23 protein-coding genes are annotated in these 22,223 nt (G+C 71.4%); 7 read left to right on the top strand and 16 right to left on the bottom strand.

The window, feature by feature from the left end:
- Window positions 1-534, bottom strand: a complete 534-nt coding sequence (locus tag AQJ54_RS36210; protein WP_062245094.1) for a hypothetical protein — start codon at window positions 532-534, stop codon at window positions 1-3.
- Between the two features lie 157 nt (window positions 535-691).
- Between AQJ54_RS36210 and AQJ54_RS36205 the strand changes: the two genes are divergently transcribed.
- The gene (locus AQJ54_RS36205; protein ID WP_062033587.1) at window positions 692-2,335 is read left to right on the top strand and encodes a DNA repair helicase XPB; all 1,644 of its coding nucleotides are present in this window, start codon (window positions 692-694) and stop codon (window positions 2,333-2,335) included.
- 32 nt (window positions 2,336-2,367) lie between these two features.
- Here the strand turns inward: AQJ54_RS36205 and AQJ54_RS36200 are convergent, their stop codons facing one another.
- Window positions 2,368-2,547, bottom strand: a complete 180-nt coding sequence (locus AQJ54_RS36200; protein ID WP_030317931.1) for a hypothetical protein — start codon at window positions 2,545-2,547, stop codon at window positions 2,368-2,370.
- 267 nt (window positions 2,548-2,814) lie between these two features.
- Between AQJ54_RS36200 and AQJ54_RS36195 the strand changes: the two genes are divergently transcribed.
- Window positions 2,815-4,884: a HelD family protein gene (locus tag AQJ54_RS36195; RefSeq protein WP_062244840.1), complete on the top strand. Its 2,070-nt coding sequence runs from the start codon at window positions 2,815-2,817 to the stop codon at window positions 4,882-4,884.
- Between the two features lie 14 nt (window positions 4,885-4,898).
- Here the strand turns inward: AQJ54_RS36195 and AQJ54_RS36190 are convergent, their stop codons facing one another.
- Window positions 4,899-5,591 (bottom strand): copper homeostasis protein CutC, encoded by a 693-nt coding sequence (locus AQJ54_RS36190; protein WP_062244837.1) that lies wholly within the window; start codon window positions 5,589-5,591, stop codon window positions 4,899-4,901.
- Between the two features lie 245 nt (window positions 5,592-5,836).
- Window positions 5,837-6,511 carry a maleylpyruvate isomerase family mycothiol-dependent enzyme gene (locus AQJ54_RS36185; protein ID WP_062244835.1) on the bottom strand — a complete coding sequence of 225 codons (675 nt, stop codon included), beginning with the start codon at window positions 6,509-6,511 and terminating at the stop codon, window positions 5,837-5,839.
- A 42-nt stretch (window positions 6,512-6,553) separates the two neighbouring features.
- On the opposite strand from AQJ54_RS36185, the gene AQJ54_RS36180 reads away from it, so the two are divergent.
- Window positions 6,554-7,195 carry an HD domain-containing protein gene (locus tag AQJ54_RS36180; RefSeq protein ID WP_062244832.1) on the top strand — a complete coding sequence of 214 codons (642 nt, stop codon included), beginning with the start codon at window positions 6,554-6,556 and terminating at the stop codon, window positions 7,193-7,195.
- Window positions 7,196-7,230: 35 nt separating this feature from the next.
- A complete protein-coding gene (locus AQJ54_RS36175) occupies window positions 7,231-8,346 on the top strand; it encodes a GNAT family N-acetyltransferase (RefSeq protein WP_062244829.1) in 1,116 nt (371 codons plus the stop codon).
- Between the two features lie 45 nt (window positions 8,347-8,391).
- Here AQJ54_RS36175 and AQJ54_RS36170 read toward each other — a convergent pair whose 3' ends face one another.
- Window positions 8,392-8,652, bottom strand: coding sequence for a DUF4031 domain-containing protein (locus tag AQJ54_RS36170; protein ID WP_062033607.1), 261 nt, complete (start codon window positions 8,650-8,652; stop codon window positions 8,392-8,394).
- Window positions 8,649-9,032 carry a hypothetical protein gene (locus AQJ54_RS36165; RefSeq protein ID WP_062033610.1) on the bottom strand — a complete coding sequence of 128 codons (384 nt, stop codon included), beginning with the start codon at window positions 9,030-9,032 and terminating at the stop codon, window positions 8,649-8,651. Before AQJ54_RS36165 ends, AQJ54_RS36170 begins: the two co-directional genes overlap by 4 nt.
- 55 nt (window positions 9,033-9,087) lie before the next feature.
- Between AQJ54_RS36165 and AQJ54_RS36160 the strand changes: the two genes are divergently transcribed.
- Together AQJ54_RS36160 and murQ are read left to right on the top strand one after the other, a co-directional pair.
- Window positions 9,088-9,975 carry a MurR/RpiR family transcriptional regulator gene (locus AQJ54_RS36160; RefSeq protein ID WP_428843815.1) on the top strand — a complete coding sequence of 296 codons (888 nt, stop codon included), beginning with the start codon at window positions 9,088-9,090 and terminating at the stop codon, window positions 9,973-9,975.
- Window positions 9,976-10,035: 60 nt separating this feature from the next.
- On the top strand, window positions 10,036-10,968 hold the full coding sequence (murQ, locus tag AQJ54_RS36155; RefSeq protein ID WP_062244824.1) for an N-acetylmuramic acid 6-phosphate etherase: 933 nt from the start codon (window positions 10,036-10,038) through the stop codon (window positions 10,966-10,968).
- Between the two features lie 12 nt (window positions 10,969-10,980).
- Here the strand turns inward: murQ and AQJ54_RS36150 are convergent, their stop codons facing one another.
- Window positions 10,981-11,619 (bottom strand): dihydrofolate reductase family protein, encoded by a 639-nt coding sequence (locus tag AQJ54_RS36150; protein WP_062244821.1) that lies wholly within the window; start codon window positions 11,617-11,619, stop codon window positions 10,981-10,983.
- A gap of 124 nt (window positions 11,620-11,743) precedes the next feature.
- The gene (locus AQJ54_RS36145) at window positions 11,744-12,385 is read right to left on the bottom strand and encodes a class I SAM-dependent methyltransferase (protein WP_062244818.1); all 642 of its coding nucleotides are present in this window, start codon (window positions 12,383-12,385) and stop codon (window positions 11,744-11,746) included.
- A 60-nt stretch (window positions 12,386-12,445) separates the two neighbouring features.
- Here AQJ54_RS36145 and AQJ54_RS36140 point away from each other — a divergent pair, with 60 nt between their 5' ends.
- Entirely contained in the window at window positions 12,446-13,015 is a 570-nt protein-coding gene (locus AQJ54_RS36140; RefSeq protein ID WP_030317957.1) for a hypothetical protein, read from the top strand.
- A gap of 46 nt (window positions 13,016-13,061) precedes the next feature.
- Here AQJ54_RS36140 and AQJ54_RS36135 read toward each other — a convergent pair whose 3' ends face one another.
- From AQJ54_RS36135 to thrC, 8 genes are all read right to left on the bottom strand, one after another.
- Complete coding sequence (locus AQJ54_RS36135; protein ID WP_062244815.1) at window positions 13,062-14,588, bottom strand: carboxylesterase/lipase family protein; 1,527 nt, start codon at window positions 14,586-14,588, stop codon at window positions 13,062-13,064.
- Window positions 14,589-14,663: 75 nt separating this feature from the next.
- Window positions 14,664-15,527 carry a metallophosphoesterase family protein gene (locus tag AQJ54_RS36130; RefSeq protein WP_062244813.1) on the bottom strand — a complete coding sequence of 288 codons (864 nt, stop codon included), beginning with the start codon at window positions 15,525-15,527 and terminating at the stop codon, window positions 14,664-14,666.
- 34 nt (window positions 15,528-15,561) lie between these two features.
- Complete coding sequence (locus tag AQJ54_RS36125; RefSeq protein WP_062244810.1) at window positions 15,562-16,152, bottom strand: GNAT family N-acetyltransferase; 591 nt, start codon at window positions 16,150-16,152, stop codon at window positions 15,562-15,564.
- A 132-nt stretch (window positions 16,153-16,284) separates the two neighbouring features.
- Window positions 16,285-17,406: an NADH:flavin oxidoreductase gene (locus tag AQJ54_RS36120; protein ID WP_062244808.1), complete on the bottom strand. Its 1,122-nt coding sequence runs from the start codon at window positions 17,404-17,406 to the stop codon at window positions 16,285-16,287.
- 363 nt (window positions 17,407-17,769) lie between these two features.
- Window positions 17,770-19,392, bottom strand: coding sequence for a chaperonin GroEL (groL, locus tag AQJ54_RS36115; RefSeq protein ID WP_020140084.1), 1,623 nt, complete (start codon window positions 19,390-19,392; stop codon window positions 17,770-17,772).
- Between the two features lie 529 nt (window positions 19,393-19,921).
- Entirely contained in the window at window positions 19,922-20,128 is a 207-nt protein-coding gene (locus tag AQJ54_RS36110) for a cold-shock protein (protein WP_007382895.1), read from the bottom strand.
- A 443-nt stretch (window positions 20,129-20,571) separates the two neighbouring features.
- On the bottom strand, window positions 20,572-20,847 hold the full coding sequence (locus AQJ54_RS36105; RefSeq protein WP_062033637.1) for a ubiquitin-like small modifier protein 1: 276 nt from the start codon (window positions 20,845-20,847) through the stop codon (window positions 20,572-20,574).
- Window positions 20,848-20,936: 89 nt separating this feature from the next.
- Complete coding sequence (thrC, locus tag AQJ54_RS36100; protein ID WP_062244805.1) at window positions 20,937-22,217, bottom strand: threonine synthase; 1,281 nt, start codon at window positions 22,215-22,217, stop codon at window positions 20,937-20,939.
- Window positions 22,218-22,223 lie beyond the last annotated feature (6 nt).

Below are 22,223 nucleotides of genomic sequence, written 5' to 3'. Positions count from 1 at the left end.
TCAGCACGGGCCCACCGGCGCATCGGCCGGCAGGCCGAAGTGGCTGCGGGCTGCGGACTCCAGTGCGGTGGACGACATCGTCGCGTCGAGGGCCGCGGCGGTGACGTGGCCGAAGCGGGCCGTCACCCACTCCGCGTGGCCGGCCCCGTCGGGCGCCGTCTCCGCGGACACCACCACATAGTCGCCGTCCGCCTCCCGCCGCAGCCGCATCACCTGCGGCACCTCGGCCCCGGAGCACTCCTCCAGGCTCCCCGCACGCACCCCGTACTCCACGCACAGGGTGCTGACCCCGGCCCGCACCAGACCGCCCCGCTCGTCGAGATCCACCGCCTCCGCCCGGCAGAACCACCGCGCCCCGGGCTCCCCGACACCGGTCCCGTGCGCCTGCTCCAGCAACCGCGCCTCGACCGCGGGCCGCACCCGGCTCCACAGGTCCGCGTCGACGCCCGTTCCCCCCGGCCACCGCGCCCACGCCCCCGTCGCCACCAGCACCACGACCGCTCCCCCACCGACCGCCCATCTGCCCGCAGACATCCCCATACGTCCTCCCCAGGCCGCTTCCGCCAGTCAAGACAACGGAAAGGGGGCCGAGGTTGCACCGGAGGCGTCCCGGCGGCGCTCCTCGGCCTGTCTTGATCGTCCCCGGTTGAGGCACACTGGACGTTTGGCCCGTGCGGAAGGATGCCTGTACGTGAACGGTCCTCTCATCGTCCAGTCCGACAAGACCCTGCTGCTCGAGGTCGACCACGAGCAGGCCGACGCGTGCCGTCGGGCCATCGCGCCGTTCGCGGAGCTGGAGCGGGCGCCCGAGCACATCCACACCTACCGGGTGACCCCGCTGGGCCTGTGGAACGCGCGCGCCGCCGGGCACGACGCCGAGCAGGTGGTGGACGCGCTGGTGCAGTACAGCCGCTACCCCGTGCCGCACGCCCTGCTCGTCGACGTCGCCGAGACGATGGACCGGTACGGGCGGCTCACGCTCAGCAAGCACCCCGCGCACGGGCTCGTGCTCACCACCACCGACCGGCCGGTCCTTGAGGAGATCCTGCGCTCGAAGCGGATCACCCCGCTGGTCGGCGCGCGGCTCGACCCGGACACCGTGGTCGTGCACCCCTCGGAGCGCGGGCAGATCAAGCAGACGCTGCTGAAGCTGGGCTGGCCCGCCGAGGACCTCGCCGGGTACGTGGACGGCGAGGCGCACCCCATCGAGCTGGCCGAGGACGGGTGGGCCCTGCGGCCCTACCAGAAGCAGGCCGTGGAGAACTTCTGGCACGGCGGCAGCGGCGTGGTCGTCCTGCCGTGCGGTGCGGGCAAGACCCTCGTCGGCGCCGGGTCCATGGCCCAGGCCAAGTCGACCACGCTGATCCTCGTCACCAACACCGTCTCGGCCCGGCAGTGGAAGCACGAGCTGGTGAAGCGGACCTCGCTGACGGAGGAGGAGATCGGCGAGTACAGCGGGACGAAGAAGGAGATCCGGCCCGTCACCATCGCCACCTACCAGGTGCTGACGACCAGACGGAAGGGTGTCTACCCGCACCTGGAGCTGTTCGACTCCCGGGACTGGGGGCTGATCGTCTACGACGAGGTGCACCTGCTGCCCGCGCCCGTCTTCAAGTTCACCGCCGATCTCCAGGCCCGGCGGCGCCTCGGTCTGACCGCGACCCTGGTACGCGAGGACGGCCGGGAGTCGGACGTCTTCTCGCTCATCGGGCCCAAGCGGTTCGACGCGCCGTGGAAGGAGATCGAGGCGCAGGGCTACATCGCGCCCGCCGACTGTGTCGAGGTCCGGGTGAACCTCACGGACTCCGAGCGGCTCGCCTACGCGACCGCCGAGCAGGAGGAGAAGTACCGCTTCTGTGCCACCACCGCGACCAAGCGGAAGGTCACCGAGGCGCTCGTCAAGCGCTTCGCGGGCCAGCAGATCCTGGTGATCGGCCAGTACATCGACCAGCTCGACGAGCTCGGTGAGCATCTGGGCGCCCCCGTCATCAAGGGCGAGACCTCCAACGCCCAGCGCGAGAAGCTCTTCGACGCCTTCCGGGAGGGCGAGATCAGCGTGCTGGTGGTGTCGAAGGTGGCGAACTTCTCCATCGACCTGCCGGAGGCGACGGTCGCCATCCAGGTCTCGGGCACGTTCGGATCACGGCAGGAGGAGGCGCAGCGGCTGGGACGGGTGCTGCGTCCCAAGGCGGACGGGCACCAGGCGCACTTCTACTCGGTGGTCGCGAGGGACACCATCGACCAGGACTTCGCCGCGCACCGCCAGCGGTTCCTGGCCGAGCAGGGCTACGCCTACCGGATCGTGGACGCGGACGAGCTGCTCGCGGAGAGCTGACCGGCGGCTGCTTGCTGAGAGCTGCCCTGCCGCTACTTACGGCGGACGCCGGCTTCCTGGCCGTACTCGCCGAGTATGACGACGTCGAAGGCGGCGCCGGCGAAGACGCGCACGGCGCGCAGGGCGTCGCCGAGACGGTGGGTGTGGCCACTCGATACGGGGGTCGCTCCGGACGGGCGACCGGGGGCTGGGGTGAAGGTCGCTGCACTCATGTATCCATGGTGGCCGATCAGGCATAAAGGGGGCATCGGTCTCAGGTAGCCACTTCTTGTGCTACCTGAGGACGGCCCGGGGGTGGGTTCGCCTCAGGCAATGGCAGGGGCCGTCCCCTAGGGGACGGAAAAACGGTTGGCGTCCTGTCGACCGCCTCCCCTAAAATCTCCGCTCTTGCCCGCCTCCCTCACGGAGTGCCGCCGTCCGGACGGAAACCGGTCGGCACCCCCCGCGCCCGTCCCGCAGGTCCCTTCGGAGGCACCCCCTTGTCCACGCCCCTGCCCACCGACGACCCCCTCTTCCGCGAACGCTCCCACCTCGCCGAATCCCGTGCCGCGCTGCGGGCCATGCGCGAGGACGTCGAGTCGCTCGACATCAAGGACGTCACCGCGAACTGGGTCAACGCCGAGGTCCTGGCCCGCCAGATCGACGAGCGCATCAAGGCGCTGGCCGACCTCAGCGACACCCCGCTCTTCTTCGGCCGCCTCGACTACCTGCACGCGCCCGGCGCCGAGCAGGCCGAGGGCGCGGAAGGGGAGCGCTTCTACATCGGGCGCCGGCACGTCCACGACCACGACGGCGACCCGATGGTCATCGACTGGCGGGCGCCGGTCTCGCAGCCGTTCTACCGGGCGTCCAAGAAGGACCCGATGGACGTCGGGCTGCGCCGCCGCTTCGGCTACACCCGCGGCGACATCACCGCGTACGAGGACGAGCACCTCTCCGACCCGGCGGAGACGGCCCGGACCAGCAAGCTGCTCCAGCAGGAGATCGAGCGCCCGCGCGTGGGCCCGATGCGCGACATCGTGGCGACCATCCAGCCCGAGCAGGACGAGATCGTACGGTCCGGTCTGGGCGGCACGGTCTGCGTGCAGGGCGGCCCCGGCACCGGGAAGACCGCCGTCGGCCTGCACCGGGTGGCCTACCTCCTGTACGCCCACCGCGAGCGGCTCGCCCGCACCGGCACCCTCGTCATCGGACCGAACCGCTCCTTCCTGCACTACATCGAGCAGGTGCTGCCCGCGCTGGGCGAGCTGAGCGTGCAGCAGGCCACCGTGGACGACCTCGTGGCGAAGGGTGCCGAGGTGCGCGGCACCGACGAGGCGCCCGCCGCCGTCCTCAAGGGCGACGCGCGGATGGCGGAGGTGCTCCGGCGGGCCGTGTACTCCCACGTCACCCTGCCCACCGAGCCGGTGATGGTGGTGCGCGGCTCACGCAGGTGGCGGGTGCCGGCGTACGAGATCGAGGAGATCGTGCGGGAGTTGCTGGACCGGGGCATCCGCTACGGCGCCGCCCGGGAGGCCCTTCCGCAGCGCATCGCGCACGCCGTGCTGGTGCAGATGGAGCGGTCGGGGGAGGCGCCGGACGACCGGGTGCAGGACGCGGTGGCCCGCAACTCCGCGGTGAAGGCGGCGGTGAAGGCGATCTGGCCGCCGGTGGATCCGGCCAAGCTGGTGCTGCGGCTGCTCACGGACGGGGACTTCCTCGCCGCGCACGCGGAGGGCATCCTCGACGAGGACGAGCAGAAGACGATCCTGTGGGCGAAGCCGGTCCGCTCGGTGAAGTCGGCCAAGTGGTCCGCCGCGGACGCGGTGTTGATCGACGAGACGACGGACATCGTGGAGCGCACGCACTCGCTCGGGCACGTGGTCCTCGACGAGGCGCAGGACCTCTCCCCCATGCAGTACCGGGCGGTCGGACGGCGCTGCTCGACCGGTTCGGCGACCGTCCTCGGCGACCTCGCGCAGGGCACCACGCCCTGGGCGACCAGGAGTTGGGACGAGGCGCTGGCCCACCTCGGCAAGGCGGACGGCGTGATCGAGGAGCTGACGGCCGGTTTCCGTGTGCCGACGGACGTCATCACGTACGCCTCCCGGCTGCTCCCGCACATCGCGCCGGGACTCACTCCGGTCGCGTCGGTCCGTGAGAACCCGGGCTTCTTCGATCTGCGCGGGACCTCCAGCTCGGGTGAAGTGGTCGCAGCGTGCGAGGAGTTGCTGCGCAACGAGGGCTCCACGGGCCTGATCGCCGCCGACGCCCGCGTCCCGGAGCTGGCGGACGCCCTGACGGCGGCCGGCATCCCGTACCTCGCCCCCGGTGAGGAGACCACGGCCGAGACCCGCCTGACCCTGGTCCCGGCCTCCCTCGCCAAGGGCCTCGAGTACGACTACGTCGTCCTGGACGAGCCGCAGGCGGTGGTCGACGGCGAACCGGACGAACGGACCGGCCTGCGACGGCTGTACGTGGCCCTGACCCGAGCGGTGTCGGGCCTGATCGTGACGCACACGGCCCCACTGCCTGAACAGCTCGCCGGACCGACTCACCGGACAGGGTGACGCCCTCTGAAGGGCTAGCGTCCGTCCACCACCCGCCGCCACTCCCGAACCGCGTCCGCCGCCACCGGCGCCTCCCACCCGTGCGGCCGGGCCGCCCCGCCGATGTGGAAGGCGTCGATCCCGGCGGCCCGGAGCCGCGGCACGTGGTCCAGCCGCAGTCCGCCGCCGACCAGCAGCTGCTGCTCGTACCCCGGTTCCCCGGCGCGCGCCGCCTCCGCGAGCAGCACGGCGAGCCCGGCGTCCACGCCCGCCGCCGAGCCGGCGGTGAGGTAGGTGTCGAGGCCCGGCAGGTCGGCTAGCTGTTTGCGCAGCGCGTCCCGGTCGGCGGTGTGGTCGATCGCCCGGTGGAAGGTCCAGCGGCAGCCGTCCAGTGCCTCGACGACCCGCTCCACGGCCCCCAGGTCCAGCTCGCCGTGCGCGTCCAGGAACCCCAGCACGAACTCCTCGGCCCCGGCGCCCCGCAGTTCCCGTGCCGACCGCACCACCCGCGGGACGTCCCCGGCGCCGAAGCCGTCCGACAGCCGCAGCATCACCCGTACCGGGAGGTCCACCGCCTCCCGGATCCCGGCGACCGTCGGGACCGCCGGCGTCAGCCCGTCCGCCGCCATGTCGGTCACGAGTTCCAGCCGGTCCGCGCCTCCGGCCCGGGCGGCGAGCGCGTCCTCGACGTCGAGGGCGATCACCTCCAGGACTGCACGCTTGCTCATGGGACCCCATTCGTCGACGGTCTTGGGCGGCTACAGGTCTAGTCCAATTCAAGAATACGCCGCGACGGGTCCCGCTCACCGGCGCATCTCGGACGATCTCGCCCGCGCGTGTCAGCCGCCCTCGCCCGTGGGCCCTGGGCGATCTCGCAGGGGGTCCCGGGCGATCTCGCAGGGGGTCCCGGGCGATCTCGCAGGGGGTCCCGGGCGATCTCGCCAGGGGGGCTTAAGCCATCTCCCCGGGCGTCTCAGGCGATCCCGGCGAAGATGTTCAACTCCTTCGCCTCCGCGCCCGCGAGTTCGTACGCCCGCCCCTCCGCCGGACGCCCCGCGTACAGCCGTACGAGGGTCGCCGCGTCCCCGATGTACCGCGCCGGAGTCCGGTCGCCGGTCACGTCGCCGAGCCGGAGCGGTTCGTCGAGGTCGTCGAGGTCGGCGTGGAGGGGGAGGTGGCCGCGTTCCCGGGTCGCGCGGGCGAGCAGGGCCAGCGCGTCCGGCAGCCCCGCGCCCGCGTACGCGCCGGGCTCCCCCCACACCTCGCGCACGTCCCCCGCGTGCACCCACTCCCCCAATGCGATGACGTCCAGCACCCCGCCCGCCCCGGCGATCACCGGTCCGGCCTCCGTCATCCCGCGTTCCAGCTCGTCCACGACCTGCTGGTTCGTCCAGTCGGCGCGTTCGGCGATGTCCCGGTCGTTGGACTCGGGCGAGAACACCCCCTTCTCGAACCGGCCCTCCACCACCCGGATCAGCGCCGACGAGCAGTGCGCGAGCACGTCCCGCACGCTCCACCCCGGACACCCCCGCGTCGGCAGCGCGAAGTCGGCGTCCGGGCGGGAGCGCAGGAGGGGGATCAGGGCGTCGCGTTCGGTGGTCAGGAGGCGGCCGGGCAGCGCGGGGTCGCGTACGTCGTCAGCAGTCATGGGGCCAACCTGCCAGGGGTGGCCCGGGGGGACAATGAGGCCATGGCCGATCTCGACGACCTCCGCGCCCGTTTCACCGCCGCCCTGGACGCAGCGAGGGGCACCGACGGCCCCGACCCGCTGCCGTACGCCGACAACCTCGTCGCCCGCTGGCAGGAACCGCAGCGCCGGTACCACACGCTCGCGCACCTCACGGCGGTCCTCGACCACATCGACGTGCTGGAATCCCACGCGGACGACCCTGACCTGGTCCGTCTCGCCGCCTGGTTCCATGACGCCGTCTACCTCCCCGACCGCTCGGAGAACGAGGACCGCTCCGCCCGCCTCGCCGAACGTGCCCTCCCCGAAGCCGGCGTCCCGGTCGCCGCGACGGCCGAGGTGGCCCGCCTGGTCCGCCTCACCACCACCCACGCCCCCGCCGACGACGACCGCAACGGCCAGGTCCTGTGCGACGCCGACCTCGCGATCCTCGCCGCCCCGCCCGCCGGGTACGCCGCCTACACGGCTGCCGTACGCGAGGAGTACGGCTTCGTGCCCACCGACGCCTTCCGCGAGGGCCGGTCCGCGATCCTGCGTCAACTGCTCGACCTGCCCCAGCTGTTCAGGACGCCGTACGGGGCGCGGGAATGGGAGGCGACGGCCCGCTACAACCTCACCTCGGAGCTGGAAATGCTGTCGCTGTGAGGCGTCGGGGGTCATAGCCTGCACGCATGACAGACATGGGCGGGGACGTGGGCGGACACAGGGTGACGGAGGCCGTCGCCGGCGCGGTGGCGGTCCTGCGGACGGTGACGGACCGGGACTGGACGGCCGTGAAGCCGGCCGGGATGGAGTGGACCGTCCACGAGACGGCCTTCCACATCTGCGGCTGTCTGATCGCCTACGCCGGGAACCTGGCGGGTGGCGCCCAGGACGACTACGTCCCCTTCGACATCACGCTCGACGAGGGCACCGACAACACGGGCCTGCTGCACGTCCTGGAGACCGGCGGCGCCCTGCTCGCCGCGGCGGTCCGCACCGCGCCCCGCGAGGCCCGCGCCTTCCACCCGTACCCCTTCCGCAGCGCGAACCGCGAGGGCTTCGCCGCGATGGGCATCACCGAGGTCCTGCTGCACACGTACGACGTCACGCGGGGCCTGGACCTCGCCTACGAGCCGCCCGCCCACCTCCCCGAGTACGTCCTCACCCGGATCTTCCCCGAGGTCCAGCCGGGCCCCGACCCCTGGCGCACCCTCCTGTGGGCCACCGGCCGTGGCGACCTGCCGGGCCGCGCGCGGCGCACCGAGTGGCGCTGGAGCAACAACCTCGTCCTGCCCGCCGAACGACTCACCCTCCAGGGCGTCACCCCGGCCTCCGCCACCGACCTGGCCGCGGGCGGCGACGGCGGCTTCGACTGGGTCGAGGACGGCCCCTTCGAGGGCACCCGCGAGGCCGCCGGCATGACCCTCAAGGCGTACGAGGCGGGCGTCCACCGCCCGGAGTTCGGCCTCTTCGTCCTCGTACGGCGGGAGGACGGCCGCGCGATCGGCGGCATGGGCTTCCACGGCGCCCCCGACGAGGACGGCCGCGCCGAGGTCGGCTACGACCTGGCCCCCTCGGCCCGCGGCCGGGGCTACGCCACGGAGGCCCTGCGCGCCCTGAGCGACTGGGCGCTGGCCCGCGACGACGTCCGCAGCCTCTGCGCCACCATCGAACCCGACAACGCCCCCTCGCAACGCGTCATCGCCCGCGCGGGCTTCCTGCGGGCGAGCGTCGAGGAGGAGCAGGCGTACGGCGAGAAGGAACCGGGCCTCCGGCTGTACGTCCTTTCCGGCCCGACGCCTGAGGCCACTTGAGCCGTCCGACCGCCCGACACCCCGTGAGCCGTACGCCCCGACCGCCTAACGACCCTTCGGGCGCCGCAACCCCGACCCCGTCAGCAGCCGTACCACTTCCCGGCTGCTGACCTCCACCGCACCGGCCGCGACCACGTCGGCGTACCGGTGCGACGGGATGTCGTAGTGGTCGCGCTCGAAGGCCCGGGAGGGGACGCCCAACTCCTCGGCGAAGGCGTGCAGTTCGTCGAAGGAGACGTCGCTGATGAGGTGGGACCACATACGGCCGTGCCCCGGCCAGGTCGGCGGGTCGATGTAGACGGTCACGGGGCGGGGGCCTCGCCCGTCGCGGTGCCGAGCGAGCCGACCGCCGCGACCTTCACGCCCGCCTTGTGGCACACCCAGTGCGGGTCGGCGCCGAGCTCCGGCTCGACCTCCAGGGCGTGCGGGTCGCCCGCACCGCAGACCGGGCACAGGGGCCAGCGGCCGTGACGTTCCAGGATCGCGTCCTGGACGTCCTGGGCGACCAGCCCCGCCACGAAGTCCGCCCCCTCGGGCCACTGCTCCACCCACCAGCGACGCTGCACGACGGAGTCCTCGACCATCGACACCACGTCCGGCGCGGCGGCATCACCCACCGCGAGGTCGGCGAGGACGAGGGCACGGGCCGTGTGCAGGCTCTGTTCCAGTGGACCGATCGACTCCATCCGTCCATTGTGCGCGCTCTTGACCACGACCCGGAGCCGAAAATATCTTTCAGAGGTGCCCCAGGAAGTGAAGGAAATTTTCGGCAGCGCGCTCGCCGCGAAGGTGCGCACGCTGGGTCCGTCGATGACGCGCTCCATGCAGCGCGTCGCCGAGGCCGTGGCGAGCGACCCGGCGGGCTGCGCGGCGCTCACCGTCACCGGCCTCGCGGAACGGACCGGGACCAGCGAGGCGACGGTCGTGCGGACGGCCCGGCTCCTCGGCTACCCCGGCTACCGCGACCTGCGGCTCGCCCTCGCCGGGCTGGCCGCCCAGCAGCAGTCCGGGCGGTCGCCCGCGATCACCACGGACATCGCGGTGGACGACCCGATCGCGGACGTGGTCGCCAAGCTCGCCTACGACGAGCAGCAGACCCTCGCGGACACCGCGGCCGGGCTCGACACCGTGCAGCTGGGGGCGGCGGTGGCCGCGACGGCCTCGGCGCGGCGGATCGACGTGTACGGGGTGGGCGCCTCGGGTCTCGTCGCACAGGACCTCACGCAAAAGCTGCTGCGGATAGGGCTGATAGCCCAGGCGCACAGCGACCCGCACCTCGCGGTGACCAACGCGGTGCAGCTGCGCTCGGGGGACGTCGCGATCGCCATCACGCACTCCGGGTCGACCGGGGACGTCATCGAGCCGCTCCGGGTCGCCTTCGAGCACGGGGCCACGACCGTCGCCATCACCGGGCGGCCGGGCGGGACGGTGGCGCAGTACGCCGACCATGTGCTGACCACGTCCACGGCCCGGGAGAGCGAGCTGCGCCCGGCGGCGATGTCGTCCCGGACGAGTCAACTGCTGGTGGTGGACTGTCTGTTCATCGGCGTGGCCCAGCGGACGTACGAGACGGCGGCGCCGGCGCTGGCCGCGTCGTACGAGGCGCTGGCGCATCGGCATCGCCGGTAGCCACCCAGGTCTCCCGGCAGACGTCCCAGATGTCCGTCACGAAGAAAGAACCGTTCCTCCATGACCTCCCCCTCCCACCCCCGTGACCTGCAAGCCCAGTTGGAGTCGCTGACCACCGAGGCGTTCCGGCCCGAGTTCGCCGACGTCGACCGGTTGCCGACGCTCGACATCGCCCGGCTGATGAACGGCGAGGACGCCTCCGTACCGGCCGCCGTGGCCCGGCAGCTGCCGCGGATCGCCGCGGCCATCGACGCCGTCGCCGAGCGGATGGCCCGGGGCGGCCGGCTGATCTACGCCGGCGCGGGCACCGCCGGACGCCTCGGCGTGCTGGACGCCTCCGAGTGCCCGCCGACCTTCAACACGGATCCGGCGCGGGTCGTGGGCCTGATCGCCGGTGGCCCGCAGGCACTGGTCACGTCCGTCGAGGGCGCCGAGGACTCGGCCGAGCTGGCCCGGGCCGACCTGGACGGGCTCGCGGTGACGTCCCTGGACACGGTGGTCGGGGTGTCCGCGTCCGGTCGTACCCCTTATGCCGTGGGCGCGGTGGAACACGCCCGCGCTCAGGGGGCGTTGACGATCGGCCTGTCCTGCAACGCGGGCAGCGTGCTCGCGGCGGCCGCCGACCACGGCATCGAGGTGGTCGTGGGTCCCGAGCTGCTCACCGGCTCGACCCGTCTGAAGGCCGGCACCGCGCAGAAGCTGGTCCTGAACATGCTGTCGACGATCACGATGATCCGGCTCGGCAAGACGTACGGGAACCTGATGGTCGACGTCCGGGCCTCCAACGACAAGCTGCGCGCCCGCTCGCGCCGGATCGTCGCGCTGGCCACCGGCGCCGGGGACGAGGAGGTGGAGAGGGCGCTGGCCGCCACGGACGGCGAGGTCAAGAACGCGATCCTGACGATCCTGGCCGACGTCGACGGCCCCACGGCGGCCCGTCTGCTGGAGGAGTCGGGGGGCCATCTGCGGGCGGCGCTGGCGGCGGCCCTGTGACTCACCGACGGCTCACCGGCGCACCAGCACGGCGTGGGTGACCGTGGACGAGCCGACCAGCTCGGACACCCGGTAGCCGTCGATCCCGGCGCCCAGGTCGTCGAGCAGCCGCTCGCCGCGCCCGATGAGCATCGGTGCGACGGCCAGGTGGAGTTCGTCGATCAGCCCGGCGCTCAGGTACTGCCGGATGGTCGCCGCGCCGCCGCCGATGCGGACGTCCTTGCCGTCCGCGGCCGCGAACGCGCGCCCGAGGACCTGGTCCGGCGACTCGTCGGTGAAGTGGAAAGTGGTCCCGCCGGCCATCTCCAGGGTCGGCCGCGGGTGGTGGGTGTGCACGAAGACGTCGTGGTGGTACGGCGGGTTGTCCCCCCACCAGCCCTGCCAGGACTCGTCCTCCCAGGCCCCGCGCTGCGGCCCGAACATGTTCCGCCCCATGATCGTGGCCCCGATGTTCCGGTCCCCGCGGGCGAAGTACTCGACGTCGGTGCCGCCCTTCCCGGCGGCGAGATCCTCCATGGCCCCGACGAACCAGGCGTGCAGCTCGTCCCCCCATCCGACACCGTCCCCGAAGGGGGCGTCCAGCCGCTGGTTCGGGCCGGCCATGAAGCCGTCCAGGGAGACCGTGACGTTGTGTACGCGAACCTTGGGCATGATCGCCGCCTCTCGTGATGCTGCCGTCCTCTTGCCTGTCACCTGTGCGTCGTTCGAACCCTGACGGAATCGACACCGCCCCGCACTATTTTTCGAGGCAGGTCCAGCGCCCGGTGAGCTCTCCTCAGGCCCGCCAGACCAGCGTGTAGCGCCAGAACAGCCGGCGTCTGAGGCGGGCGCCGGGGAGGATGCGGCGGACCTCTCGGACCAGCTCGGTGTACGGGACGTCCGGCTGCCGGGTCACGGCGGTCATCGCGAGGGGAGGCGCGGCGGCCCGGCGTCCCCGGTTCCTGGCCCATCCGTACAGCGGGTTGAGCAGGACGGAGACGAGCCCGAGCAGGTGCTGCACCCAGGTGTCCTCCCGCGCGCACCCGACCACCACCAGGGTTCCCCCGGGCGCGAGGTGCCGCCGGAAGTGGCTGAGCGCCGCGCCCAGGGGCAGGTGGTGGAGGACGGCGACGCAGGTGATGACGTCGTAGGGCCCGCCCCGGTCGTACGACCCTCCGTCCGCGACGGCGTAGGTGACGGGAAGGTCCGCCGCGGTGGCCGCCCTCGCCGCATCGATGATCCGGCTGTCGCTGTCGATGCCGTGCACCTGTGCCGCACGGGTGGCGAGCAGCCGCACGAGATCCCCGGCACCACAGCCGACGTCGAGGGCGCGGTCGAAGCGGCGGGGCAGTCCGCGCATGATCCACGCGTGGTAGTGGGCGTTGTGCGACCAGGGGTAGGCGGCGTTCAGGCGGGCGAGGGCGTCCAGGACACGCATGGGCTCATTCCAGCAGAGCCGCGCCCTCCGGGGAGCCGCCGCGGTGCCTACCCTGGACGTATGAATCACGCCCAGCTCACCGCCCTGGGCCGTGCCCTGCGCCTCCTCGGCGAGCACGGCGACGCACTGACCGGCGACACCCCGGACGCCAAGCTGCACGAGATGAAGGCCGATCTGAAGCGGGCCCTGGACCTGCTGGAGGACAGCGTCAGCGCCGCCGCCCCCACCACCCGCTGCGCCGAGCACCCGAACGGCCCGGTCGACGAGAACGCCCCCGACCTGTGCCTGCTGTGCGAGACCCGCCGCCGTGCGGCCCGCCGCGCCGAGATCAACGGGCCCGGCGCCCGCCCGAGGACCGCCGGCCCCACCCCCTCCCGGTACGGAGTGCGGGAGGACCGCCCCCAGCCCCAGCAGCGCTGGCTGCCGGAGCTGTGGACCGGCCAGGAGTGGCAGCTGTGCGGGACGCCGAGGCGGGACCGGCACGAGGCCGAGCTCTACCTCAACGCCCAGCGCCGCGGCCCGCGCCCGGCGATGGCCTACCGGCTCGTCCACGAGTTCACGGACTACGAGGTGCTGCGCGTGTGGGGCACCCCGGTGAAGGTGGACATCGAGCCCCTCGGCAACCTGTAGTCCGGCCGGCCCGGCTGCTTCCGCAGCTCCGGCCCGGCAGGCCCGGTCACTTCAGCAGCGGCAGCGCCCGGATGTCGTACGACTCCCACAGCCGCCGCGTCACCTCCTCCGGGTACGGCCGCACCTCCGGCTCCACGTCCAGGACCTGCGTCAGCCGGCCGCTCGCCGGCTCGTACGCCGGCCAGCCCGGGTCTCCGGTCCGCGCGAACCCCGTCCACGCCGACTGGAAGCGGGCGGTCAGCTCCCTCGCCTCGGGCGGCACCCCGGCCCCCATGAAGAGGAGAGCCCCGAGGTCGGCCTCGTACGTGCCGAACAGCAGCGGGATGTCCAGCCCGTGGCAGGCGCCCAGCGCGCCGCCGAACACCGGTGCGGACCAGGTCAGTTCGTAGAGGTGGGCCCGGCCGCCGCCCGCGACCTGCGCCTCCGCGAGCCGCTGGGACGGCACGCTGAACAGCCAGTCCGTCTGGACGCGTTCGTGGAGTTCGGCCGGTGCGGCGTCCGGGAAGGCAGCGCGATAGGCGCGCTCCCCGTCGGGGCCCGGCGCGAACGTCCGCAGTGCCGCGGCCGCCTGCTCCTCGGTGACCTTGCCGAGCCGGTCGGCCAGCGCCAGGAAGAGCCGGTACTCGTCCCGGTTGTGCCCGACGAGCAGCTCCACCTCCCGCCCCGCGCCCGCCGCCAGCGCCTCCCAGGGCGTGCACGGCAGCACCTCGCCGTCGACGACGGGAGAGAAGGGGGTGGCGGTGTGCGCGACCCGTCCCCACCGGTCGTCGTACTCGCGCATCCGCAGGCTCAACCGCTCGCCCACCGAAGGGAGTTCACGCGGGTCCACGGCGGCCAGGGCCTGGGCCGTGGCGGCAAGTCCCGCCTCCTTGCCGAACTCCACCGCGATGTCCCGGGCCAGTTCGGCGGAGAAGTACGTGACGGGCACGCTCTGCGCGACCGCCCGCCCGAACAGCCCCCGTGCGCTCGGCATCGCCAGCAGGGACGCCACCGACCCCGCGCCCGCCGACTCCCCGAACACCGTGACCTGATCCGGATCCCCGCCGAACGCCGTGATGTTGTCCCGCACCCACTCCAGTCCCGCGACCTGGTCCAGCAGCCCCCGGTTCGCGGGAGCGCCCTCCAGCAGGGCGAACCCCTCTATGCCGACGCGGTAGTTGAGGGTCACGACGACCACGTCACCGGCGCGCGCGAGATGCTGGGCGTCGTAGCCGGGGCTGCCCGCGTGACCCAGTTTGTAGGCGCCGCCGTAGATCCACACCATGACCGGACGGCGGGCAGCCGGATCGGCGGCCGGGGTCCAGACGTTGACCGTCAGCCAGTCGTCGCCCGTGGGTTGGTCCACCACGGCCGCCCGGCCCTGGAACCCGGACTCCTGCGGGGGCGGCGGCCCGAACGCGTACGCCTCCCGGACCCCGTCCCAGCTCCGCGCGGGCCTTGGCGCCTGGAACCGGGCCTCGCCGACCGGCGGTTCGGCGAAGGGGATGCCCCGGAAGACGCCGAGACCCCCCTCCTCCCGCCCACGCACCGCACCGGCGGTGGTACGCACGTCGAGATCCGCAGCAGACGTCATCGTCGAACTCCTCGGGGCCAGGGGGCTGGTCCTCACCACTCCAGCCGACCCCCTTGCCTGAGTCAACCAAGTCGGTCAGGGTCCGTGCTCCGCCACCACCGCCCGGGTGCGCTCCTCGTCCAGCTGGTACACCGTCTCGTGCGCCCGCGGGTCCCGTGCGTGGAAGGTGTGGAACATCGGGCTCGCCGGCCCGCCCAGCTCCACCAGCGAGGCCGAGGCGCCGCGTACCGCGCGCTCGGTGCCGTACGGCGTCGTCAGGTCGATCCTGTTGACCACCCCCGGCGTCACCCACACGGGCAAGGACTCCAGCATCCCGAAGAGCTGGAGGTGGTAGTGCCCGGTGAGGATCACCCGTACGTCACTGCCCCGGATCGCCGCCGCCAGCTCCCCCGGGTCGAGCAGCCCGAAGACCTGCTGGGTGACGGACAGGGCGAGGCTGATCGGCGGGTGGTGGAACGCGAGGACCGTGCCGTGCTCGGCCGGGGTGCTCAACACCTCCCGCAGCCAGTCCAGTTGAGCGGGGCTGATCCGGCCGTACACCTTTCCCGGCACCAACGAGTCGAGGGTGACGAACCGGTGACCGCCGACCGTGCTCACCGCGGCCCGTTCCGCCGCGTCGGTCTCCAGCACGCACTCGGGCTCGGCATGCCCGCTGCCCAGCACCTTGCCGAAGGCCTCCCGCTCGTCGTGGTTGCCGGTGGTGTAGAAGACGGGGGCGTTCCGGGGCCGGGCGAACTCCCCGACCAGCTCGCGCACCGCCGTGTACGCCTCCACCTCACCCGCGTCGGCGATGTCCCCGGTGACGACGACCGCGTCGACGTCCCGCAGGTGCCGCAGCTCGGCGAGCATCAGCCGCAGGGATTCGGTGGCGTTGACGCCGTTCCTGTTCGGAGCGTCGGTGCGCTCCACATGGGTGTCCGAGAGCTGAAGGATCCGCATGTCCCTTGACGCTAGCGGGAGTTGCGGTCCCGCGTCAGCGCGCGGGCCGCCACATGGTCGTGACGACCTGCCCACCCGCGAGAGCGATCTCGTCCCGCTTGGCGAAGCCCGCCCCCTCGTAGCGCTTGAGGTTGGCGGGGTTGGTCGACTCCAGGTAGGCGGGGGCGCCGAGTTCGTCGACACGGCGGAGCCCCTCGGCGAGCAGCCCCATGCCGAGGCCCTTGCCGCGATGGTCGGCGTGGGTGCCGAGAATGGTGAGATAGAAGAACGGCTCGGCGGGATGGACCGCCTCGAACCGCTCCCCGACCTCCATGATCGCCCGGGCGGTGCCGGGGTCGGTGGCCGCGGCCAACGTCCCTTCAAGATCGGCCGCTTCGGCCACAGTGAGCTCGGTCCCGCCCGGCGGAATCCAGACGGCGGCGGCCTCCACGCCCTCGGTCACCAGGGTCCACGGATACCGCACGGCGGAACCGGCGTACACCCGCCACATGACAGCGGCCTGCTCGGCCCGCCGCGCCTCGTCGGGGAAGGCGGGCCCCCAGACGGGGTCGTGGAAGAAGGCACTGGTGAAGACGGAGACGACGGCGTCGGTGTCGGCGGGGGTGGCGATGCGGCAGAGGGGCATCGCCCCATTCTCGGCCACGTGGGTTTCAGCCCGTCCGGCGTTTGAGGACGAGGCCCTTCGGGCCGATGGGGGTCTGGGGGCGCAGCCCCCAGGAACAGCAACCCCCACCGACCCGCGCCAGGACGACTACCGTCAGCTCAGCGACTTGAGCGCGGCCGCGTCATACGGCTGAAGCTCGTCGAACCGACCGGCCAGCACCTTCGCCGCCCACTGCGGATCCTGGAGCAGCGCACGCCCCACGGCCACCATGTCGTACTCCTCGCGCTCCAGCGCGTCGAGCAGGTCGTCGATCCCCTTGACCGGCGAGCCCTCGCCCATGAACCCGCGGATGAAGTCGCCGTCGAGCCCGACCGACCCGACCGTGATCGTCGTCCTGCCGGTCAGCTTCTTCGTCCAGCCGGCCAGGTTGAGGTCGGATCCGTCGAACTCCGGCAGCCAGTAGCGGCGGGTGGAGGCGTGGAAGGCGTCCACCCCCGCGGAGGCCAGCGGCGTGAGGATCGCCTCCAGCTCCTCCGGCGTCTCCGCGAGCCGCGCCTGGTACGCCTCCTGCTTCCACTGCGAGTACCGGAAGATGATCGGGAACTCCGGCGACACCGTCTCCCGTACGGCCGCCACGATCTCCGCCGCGAACTTCGTACGGGCGACCGGGTCACCGCCGTAGGAGTCGCCGCGCCGGTTGGTGCCGGCCCACAGGAACTGGTCGAGGAGGTAGCCGTGGGCGCCGTGCAACTCCACGCCGTCGAAGCCGATGCGCTCGGCGGCGGCCGCGGCCTGGGCGAACGCGCCGATGACGTCGTCCAGGTCGAGCTGGGTCATGGCCTTGCCGGTGGGCTCGTCGGCGCCGATGCGCAGACCGGAGGGACCGACGGCGGGGGCGTCGGCGTAGGGCGCCTGGCCCTGCTCACGCACCATGCCGATGTGCCACAGCTGCGGGACGATGGTGCCGCCCGCCGCGTGCACCTGCTCGGCGACCTTCCCCCAGCCGGCCAGCTGCTCCTCGCCGTGGAACCGCGGGACGCGGTCGCTGTTCCCGGCCGACTCGTGCCCGACGTAGGTGCCCTCGGTGACGATGAGACCGACTCCGGCAGCCGCGCGGCGGGAGTAGTACGACGCCACGTCCTCGCCGGGGATGCCGCCCGGGGAGAACATGCGGGTCATGGGCGCCATCGCGATGCGGTTCGGGACGGTCAGACCGTTGATGTGGACCGGTCGGGCGAGGATCTCGGCGGCGCGGGCGGAGGCGGGGGTGGTCATGGGGAGGTACTCCTCGGTATGTGCATGCGCATAGACGGTGCTTCAACGTCAACCGCCTCATCCGCCTCTGGATTTCCCCGCCGCCTGTGACTCCGGCCACGTACGACTGAAGCCCGCCCCGCGAGTGCGGGACGGGCTTCACATGGAGCGCCGGGCAGGCCTTGCACCTGCATTTCCCCGCAGGAAGCGGGGCGTCTTTCCTTGGACCACCAACGCGTAGTCGACCGACGGGAGTTCACGTCGGGCGGCTCGTGATCAACTATAGCGCAAGAAAAGACCGGGGGCGGCCACCCCCTGTTCCCAGGAAGTGCCGCCCCCGGCAAGACCGTTGATCAACCGTCAGTCCTCGCGGCCCGGGGGTGATCAGAAGTCCATGTCACCGCCCGGCATGCCGCCACCGGCGGGCGCGGCGGCCTTCTCCGGCTTGTCGGCGATGACGGCCTCGGTGGTGAGGAACAGCGCGGCGATGGAGGCGGCGTTCTGCAGGGCAGAGCGGGTCACCTTCGCCGGGTCGATGATGCCCTCGGCGATCATGTCGACGTACTCACCGGTCGCGGCGTTCAGGCCGTGGCCGACGGTGAGGTTGCGGACCTTCTCGACGACGACGCCACCCTCGAGACCACCGTTGACGGCGATCTGCTTGAGCGGGGCCTCCAGGGCGAGCTTCACGGCGTTGGCGCCGGTCGCCTCGTCACCCTCGAGCTCCAGCTTCTCGAAGACCTGGGAGGCCTGGAGCAGGGCCACGCCACCACCGGCGACGATGCCCTCCTCGACGGCCGCCTTCGCGTTGCGAACGGCGTCCTCGATGCGGTGCTTGCGCTCCTTGAGCTCGACCTCGGTCGCGGCACCGGCCTTGATGACGGCGACGCCACCGGCGAGCTTGGCCAGGCGCTCCTGGAGCTTCTCGCGGTCGTAGTCCGAGTCGCTGTTCTCGATCTCGGCGCGGATCTGGTTCACGCGGCCGTTGACCTGGTCCGAGGAACCGGCACCGTCGACGATGGTGGTCTCGTCCTTGGTGATGACGACCTTGCGGGCGCGGCCCAGGAGGTCCAGGGTCGCGTTCTCCAGCTTGAGGCCGACCTCCTCGGAGATGACCTCGCCGCCCGTGAGGATGGCGATGTCGCCGAGCATGGCCTTGCGGCGGTCACCGAAGCCCGGGGCCTTGACGGCGACGGACTTGAAGGTGCCGCGGATCTTGTTGACGACCAGGGTCGACAGGGCCTCGCCCTCGACGTCCTCGGCGATGATCAGCAGCGGCTTGCCCGACTGCATGACCTTCTCCAGGAGCGGGAGCAGGTCCTTGACGGAGCCGATCTTGGAGTTGGCGATGAGGATGTAGGGGTCGTCGAGCGACGCCTCCATGCGCTCCATGTCGGTGGCGAAGTACGCCGAGATGTAGCCCTTGTCGAAGCGCATACCCTCGGTGAGCTCCAGCTCCAGACCGAAGGTCTGGGACTCCTCGACGGTGATGACGCCTTCCTTGCCGACCTTGTCCATCGCCTCGGCGATGAGCTCGCCGATCTGGGTGTCGGCGGCGGAGATGGAGGCCGTGGAAGCGATCTGCTCCTTGGTCTCGACATCCTTGGCCTGCTCGAGCAGGGCGGCGGAGACGGCCTCGACGGCCTTCTCGATACCGCGCTTGAGGGCCATCGGGTTGGCGCCGGCGGCTACGTTGCGCAGGCCTTCCTTGACCAGGGCCTGGGCGAGCACGGTCGCAGTGGTCGTACCGTCACCGGCGACGTCGTCCGTCTTCTTGGCGACTTCCTTGACCAGCTCGGCGCCGATCTTCTCGTACGGGTCCTCGAGCTCGATCTCCTTGGCGATGGAGACACCATCGTTGGTGATCGTGGGGGCGCCCCACTTCTTCTCGAGGACGACGTTGCGGCCCTTGGGGCCGAGCGTCACCTTGACGGCGTCCGCGAGCTGGTTCATGCCGCGCTCGAGGCCGCGCCGCGCCTCCTCGTCGAACGCGATGATCTTGGCCATGTGAAGTGGTCCCTCCAGGACTGGGGGTGATTCCTTCGGACCGCGCCCGCGCCCGCGACGGACGGCTCGCACACCTCGTGGGTTCCTTCCCCACCCGGCCTGCGGGCCTCACCGACCCGGTCCTTCGTTGTCACTCTCACCTTCAGAGTGCTAACGCCAATGATTAGCACTCGGCATGGTCGAGTGCAAGCGCCTACCCAAGACCGGGGTGGGTTCGGCCGTCGGACGGCTGCCGACCGGTGGGGGCCGAGCGCGCAGTTCCCCGCGCCCCTGGGGAGGTTCCAGCGGCCCGGCGCCAAGCACCCTCAGGGGGGGCGGGGAACTGCGCACTCAGGGGCGCGGGGAACTGCGCAAAACGTCCGCCCCCACCGGACCCGCGGACGAAACCCGAACCCCGACCCGAACCGAGCCCGCCCGACCGCCGGAGGCACCGGCGCACGACGAAGGGCCCGTACCCATGACTCCCCATGGGGTACGAGCCCTTCGTTTGAGAAAAGAAGAACGACGCTGCTGTTACCCGGCGCGTGCTTCAGCCAGTCGCGAGACGGACCATGTCCGCCTGCGGCCCCTTCTGACCCTGCGAGATCTCGAACTCGACCCGCTGGCCCTCTTCAAGGGTGCGGTAACCGTCCATCTGGATCGCGCTGTAGTGGACGAATACATCCGCACCACCGTCGACCGCGATGAAGCCGTACCCCTTCTCCGCGTTGAACCACTTGACGGTGCCCTGAGCCATGCCTAACTCCCCTATTACTGGCCCTTGCACGGATCCGCACTTCGCGGATCCGGGTCAGACCTCACCCCCCACATGGTTGGGGGCGTGCGCCGGAACGCGTCGACCGCGGCTGAATGTATCTGTCCAACTGCCGTCTGCAACAGGTCAATCGGACGAGAATTCTGGACGGAAGGGGTCCGGAATGTAGTGAGAATTCGCCCGAATTCGGGGCAAGTCGGGCCCCATAAAGGACGCATAAGCCACATAAGGTGCACACACTTTGGCTACTTCTCATCGCATGTGGAGCGAGAACTCATATGCGTACGGCAAGGAGAAAGACCCTGGTTCCCCAACTGTACCGCGCTCAACCATAGAGAATTGCCCCCTCCGCTTCTCTCGCGGAGGGGGCAATCAGATGAACTCTCGGTAATTACTGTTACCGATGGTAATGACCAGTCATACGGTCACCCGCCGGCGACCGCCGGGATGATCGAGACTCCCGCCCCGTCGGGCGTCGCCGTCTCCAGCCCCTGCTCGAACCGCACGTCGTCGTCATTCACGTACACATTGACGAACCGGCGCAGCTTGCCCTGGTCGTCGAGAACACGCGCGGCGATACCGGTGTGGTTCTTCTCCAGATCGGCGATGACCTCGCCGAGGGTCGCACCCTCGGCGGTCACCTCGGCCTGCCCGCCGGTGTAGGTGCGCAGGATGGTAGGGATACGGACGGAAACGCTCATGTTCAGGACCTCCGGTCAGGTAGTCGCCCTAGGGGCGCGGGGAACTGCGCGACCAGCCCCCACGGACCCGCAGCCGAACAGCGACCTACTTATGCGAGACCAGCCTCGCGGAACGAATCAAGGTTGGGACGGATCGTGGCGGTAAGACCCGTACCCGCCACCGCGTCCAGCGTCTTCAGACCATCCCCGGTGTTCAGCACAACGGTCGTCAGCGAGGGATCCAGCAGACCGCTCTCGATCAGCTTCTTCGCCACACCCACGGTCACACCACCGGCGGTCTCCGCGAAGATGCCCTCCGTGCGCGCGAGCAGCTTGATCGCCTCGACGACCTGCTCATCGTTCACGTCCTCCACGGCACCCCCCGTACGACGGGCGATGTCCAGCACGTACGGCCCGTCCGCCGGGTTCCCGATGGCGAGGGACTTGGCGATGGTGTTCGGCTTCTGCGGCCGTACGACGTCGTGCCCCGCCTTGTACGCGACGGAGACCGGGCTGCACCCCTCCGCCTGCGCACCGAAGATCTTGTACGGCTTGTCCTCGACGAGCCCGAGCTTGATCAGCTCCTGGAGCCCCTTGTCGATCTTCGTGAGCTGGGAGCCGGACGCGATCGGCACGACCAGCTGGTCGGGGAGCTTCCAGCCCAGCTGCTCGCAGATCTCGTACGCCAGCGTCTTGGAGCCCTCGGCGTAGTAGGGCCGCAGGTTGACGTTGACGAAGCCCCAGCCCTCGCCGGCCGGGTCGCCGATCAGTTCGGAGCAGAAGCGGTTCACGTCGTCGTAGTTGCCCTCGATGCCGACGAGCTCGCCGCCGTAGATCGCGGCCATGACGACCTTGCCCTGCTCCAGGTCGTGCGGGATGAACACGCACGAGCGGAAGCCGGCCCGGGCGGCGGCGGCACCGACCGCACCGGCGAGGTTGCCGGTGGAGGAGCAGGAGAGGGTGGTGAAGCCGAACGCGCGCGCCGCCTCCAGGGCCTGCGCGACGACGCGGTCCTTGAAGGAGTGCGTCGGGTTGCCGGAGTCGTCCTTGATGTACAGGCCGCCGGTGACGCCGAGCTCGCGGGCGAGGTTGTCGGCCTTGACGAGCGGGGTCCAGCCGGGGTTGATGTTGGGCTTGTCCGCCACGTCCGCGGGGACGGGCAGCAGCGGGGCGTAACGCCAGATGTTCGCGGGTCCCGCCTCGATGCGCTTGCGGAGTTCCTCGGTTTCGTAGGCCGAGTAGTCGTACGCGATCTCGAGCGGGCCGAAACACTCCTCGCAGGCGAAGACCGGGCCGAGCGGCACGCGGTGACCGCACTCGCGGCAGCTCAGTGCCGCGGCGGGACCCAGGTCGACGGAGTTCGTGGTGCTTGCAACAGTCTGCGCAGCCATGGAGGC

The sequence above is a fragment of the Streptomyces griseorubiginosus genome (genome assembly GCF_001514195.1).
GTDB classification, from domain to species: domain Bacteria; phylum Actinomycetota; class Actinomycetes; order Streptomycetales; family Streptomycetaceae; genus Streptomyces; species Streptomyces griseorubiginosus.
This window is presented reverse-complemented; position numbering and strand designations above follow the sequence as displayed.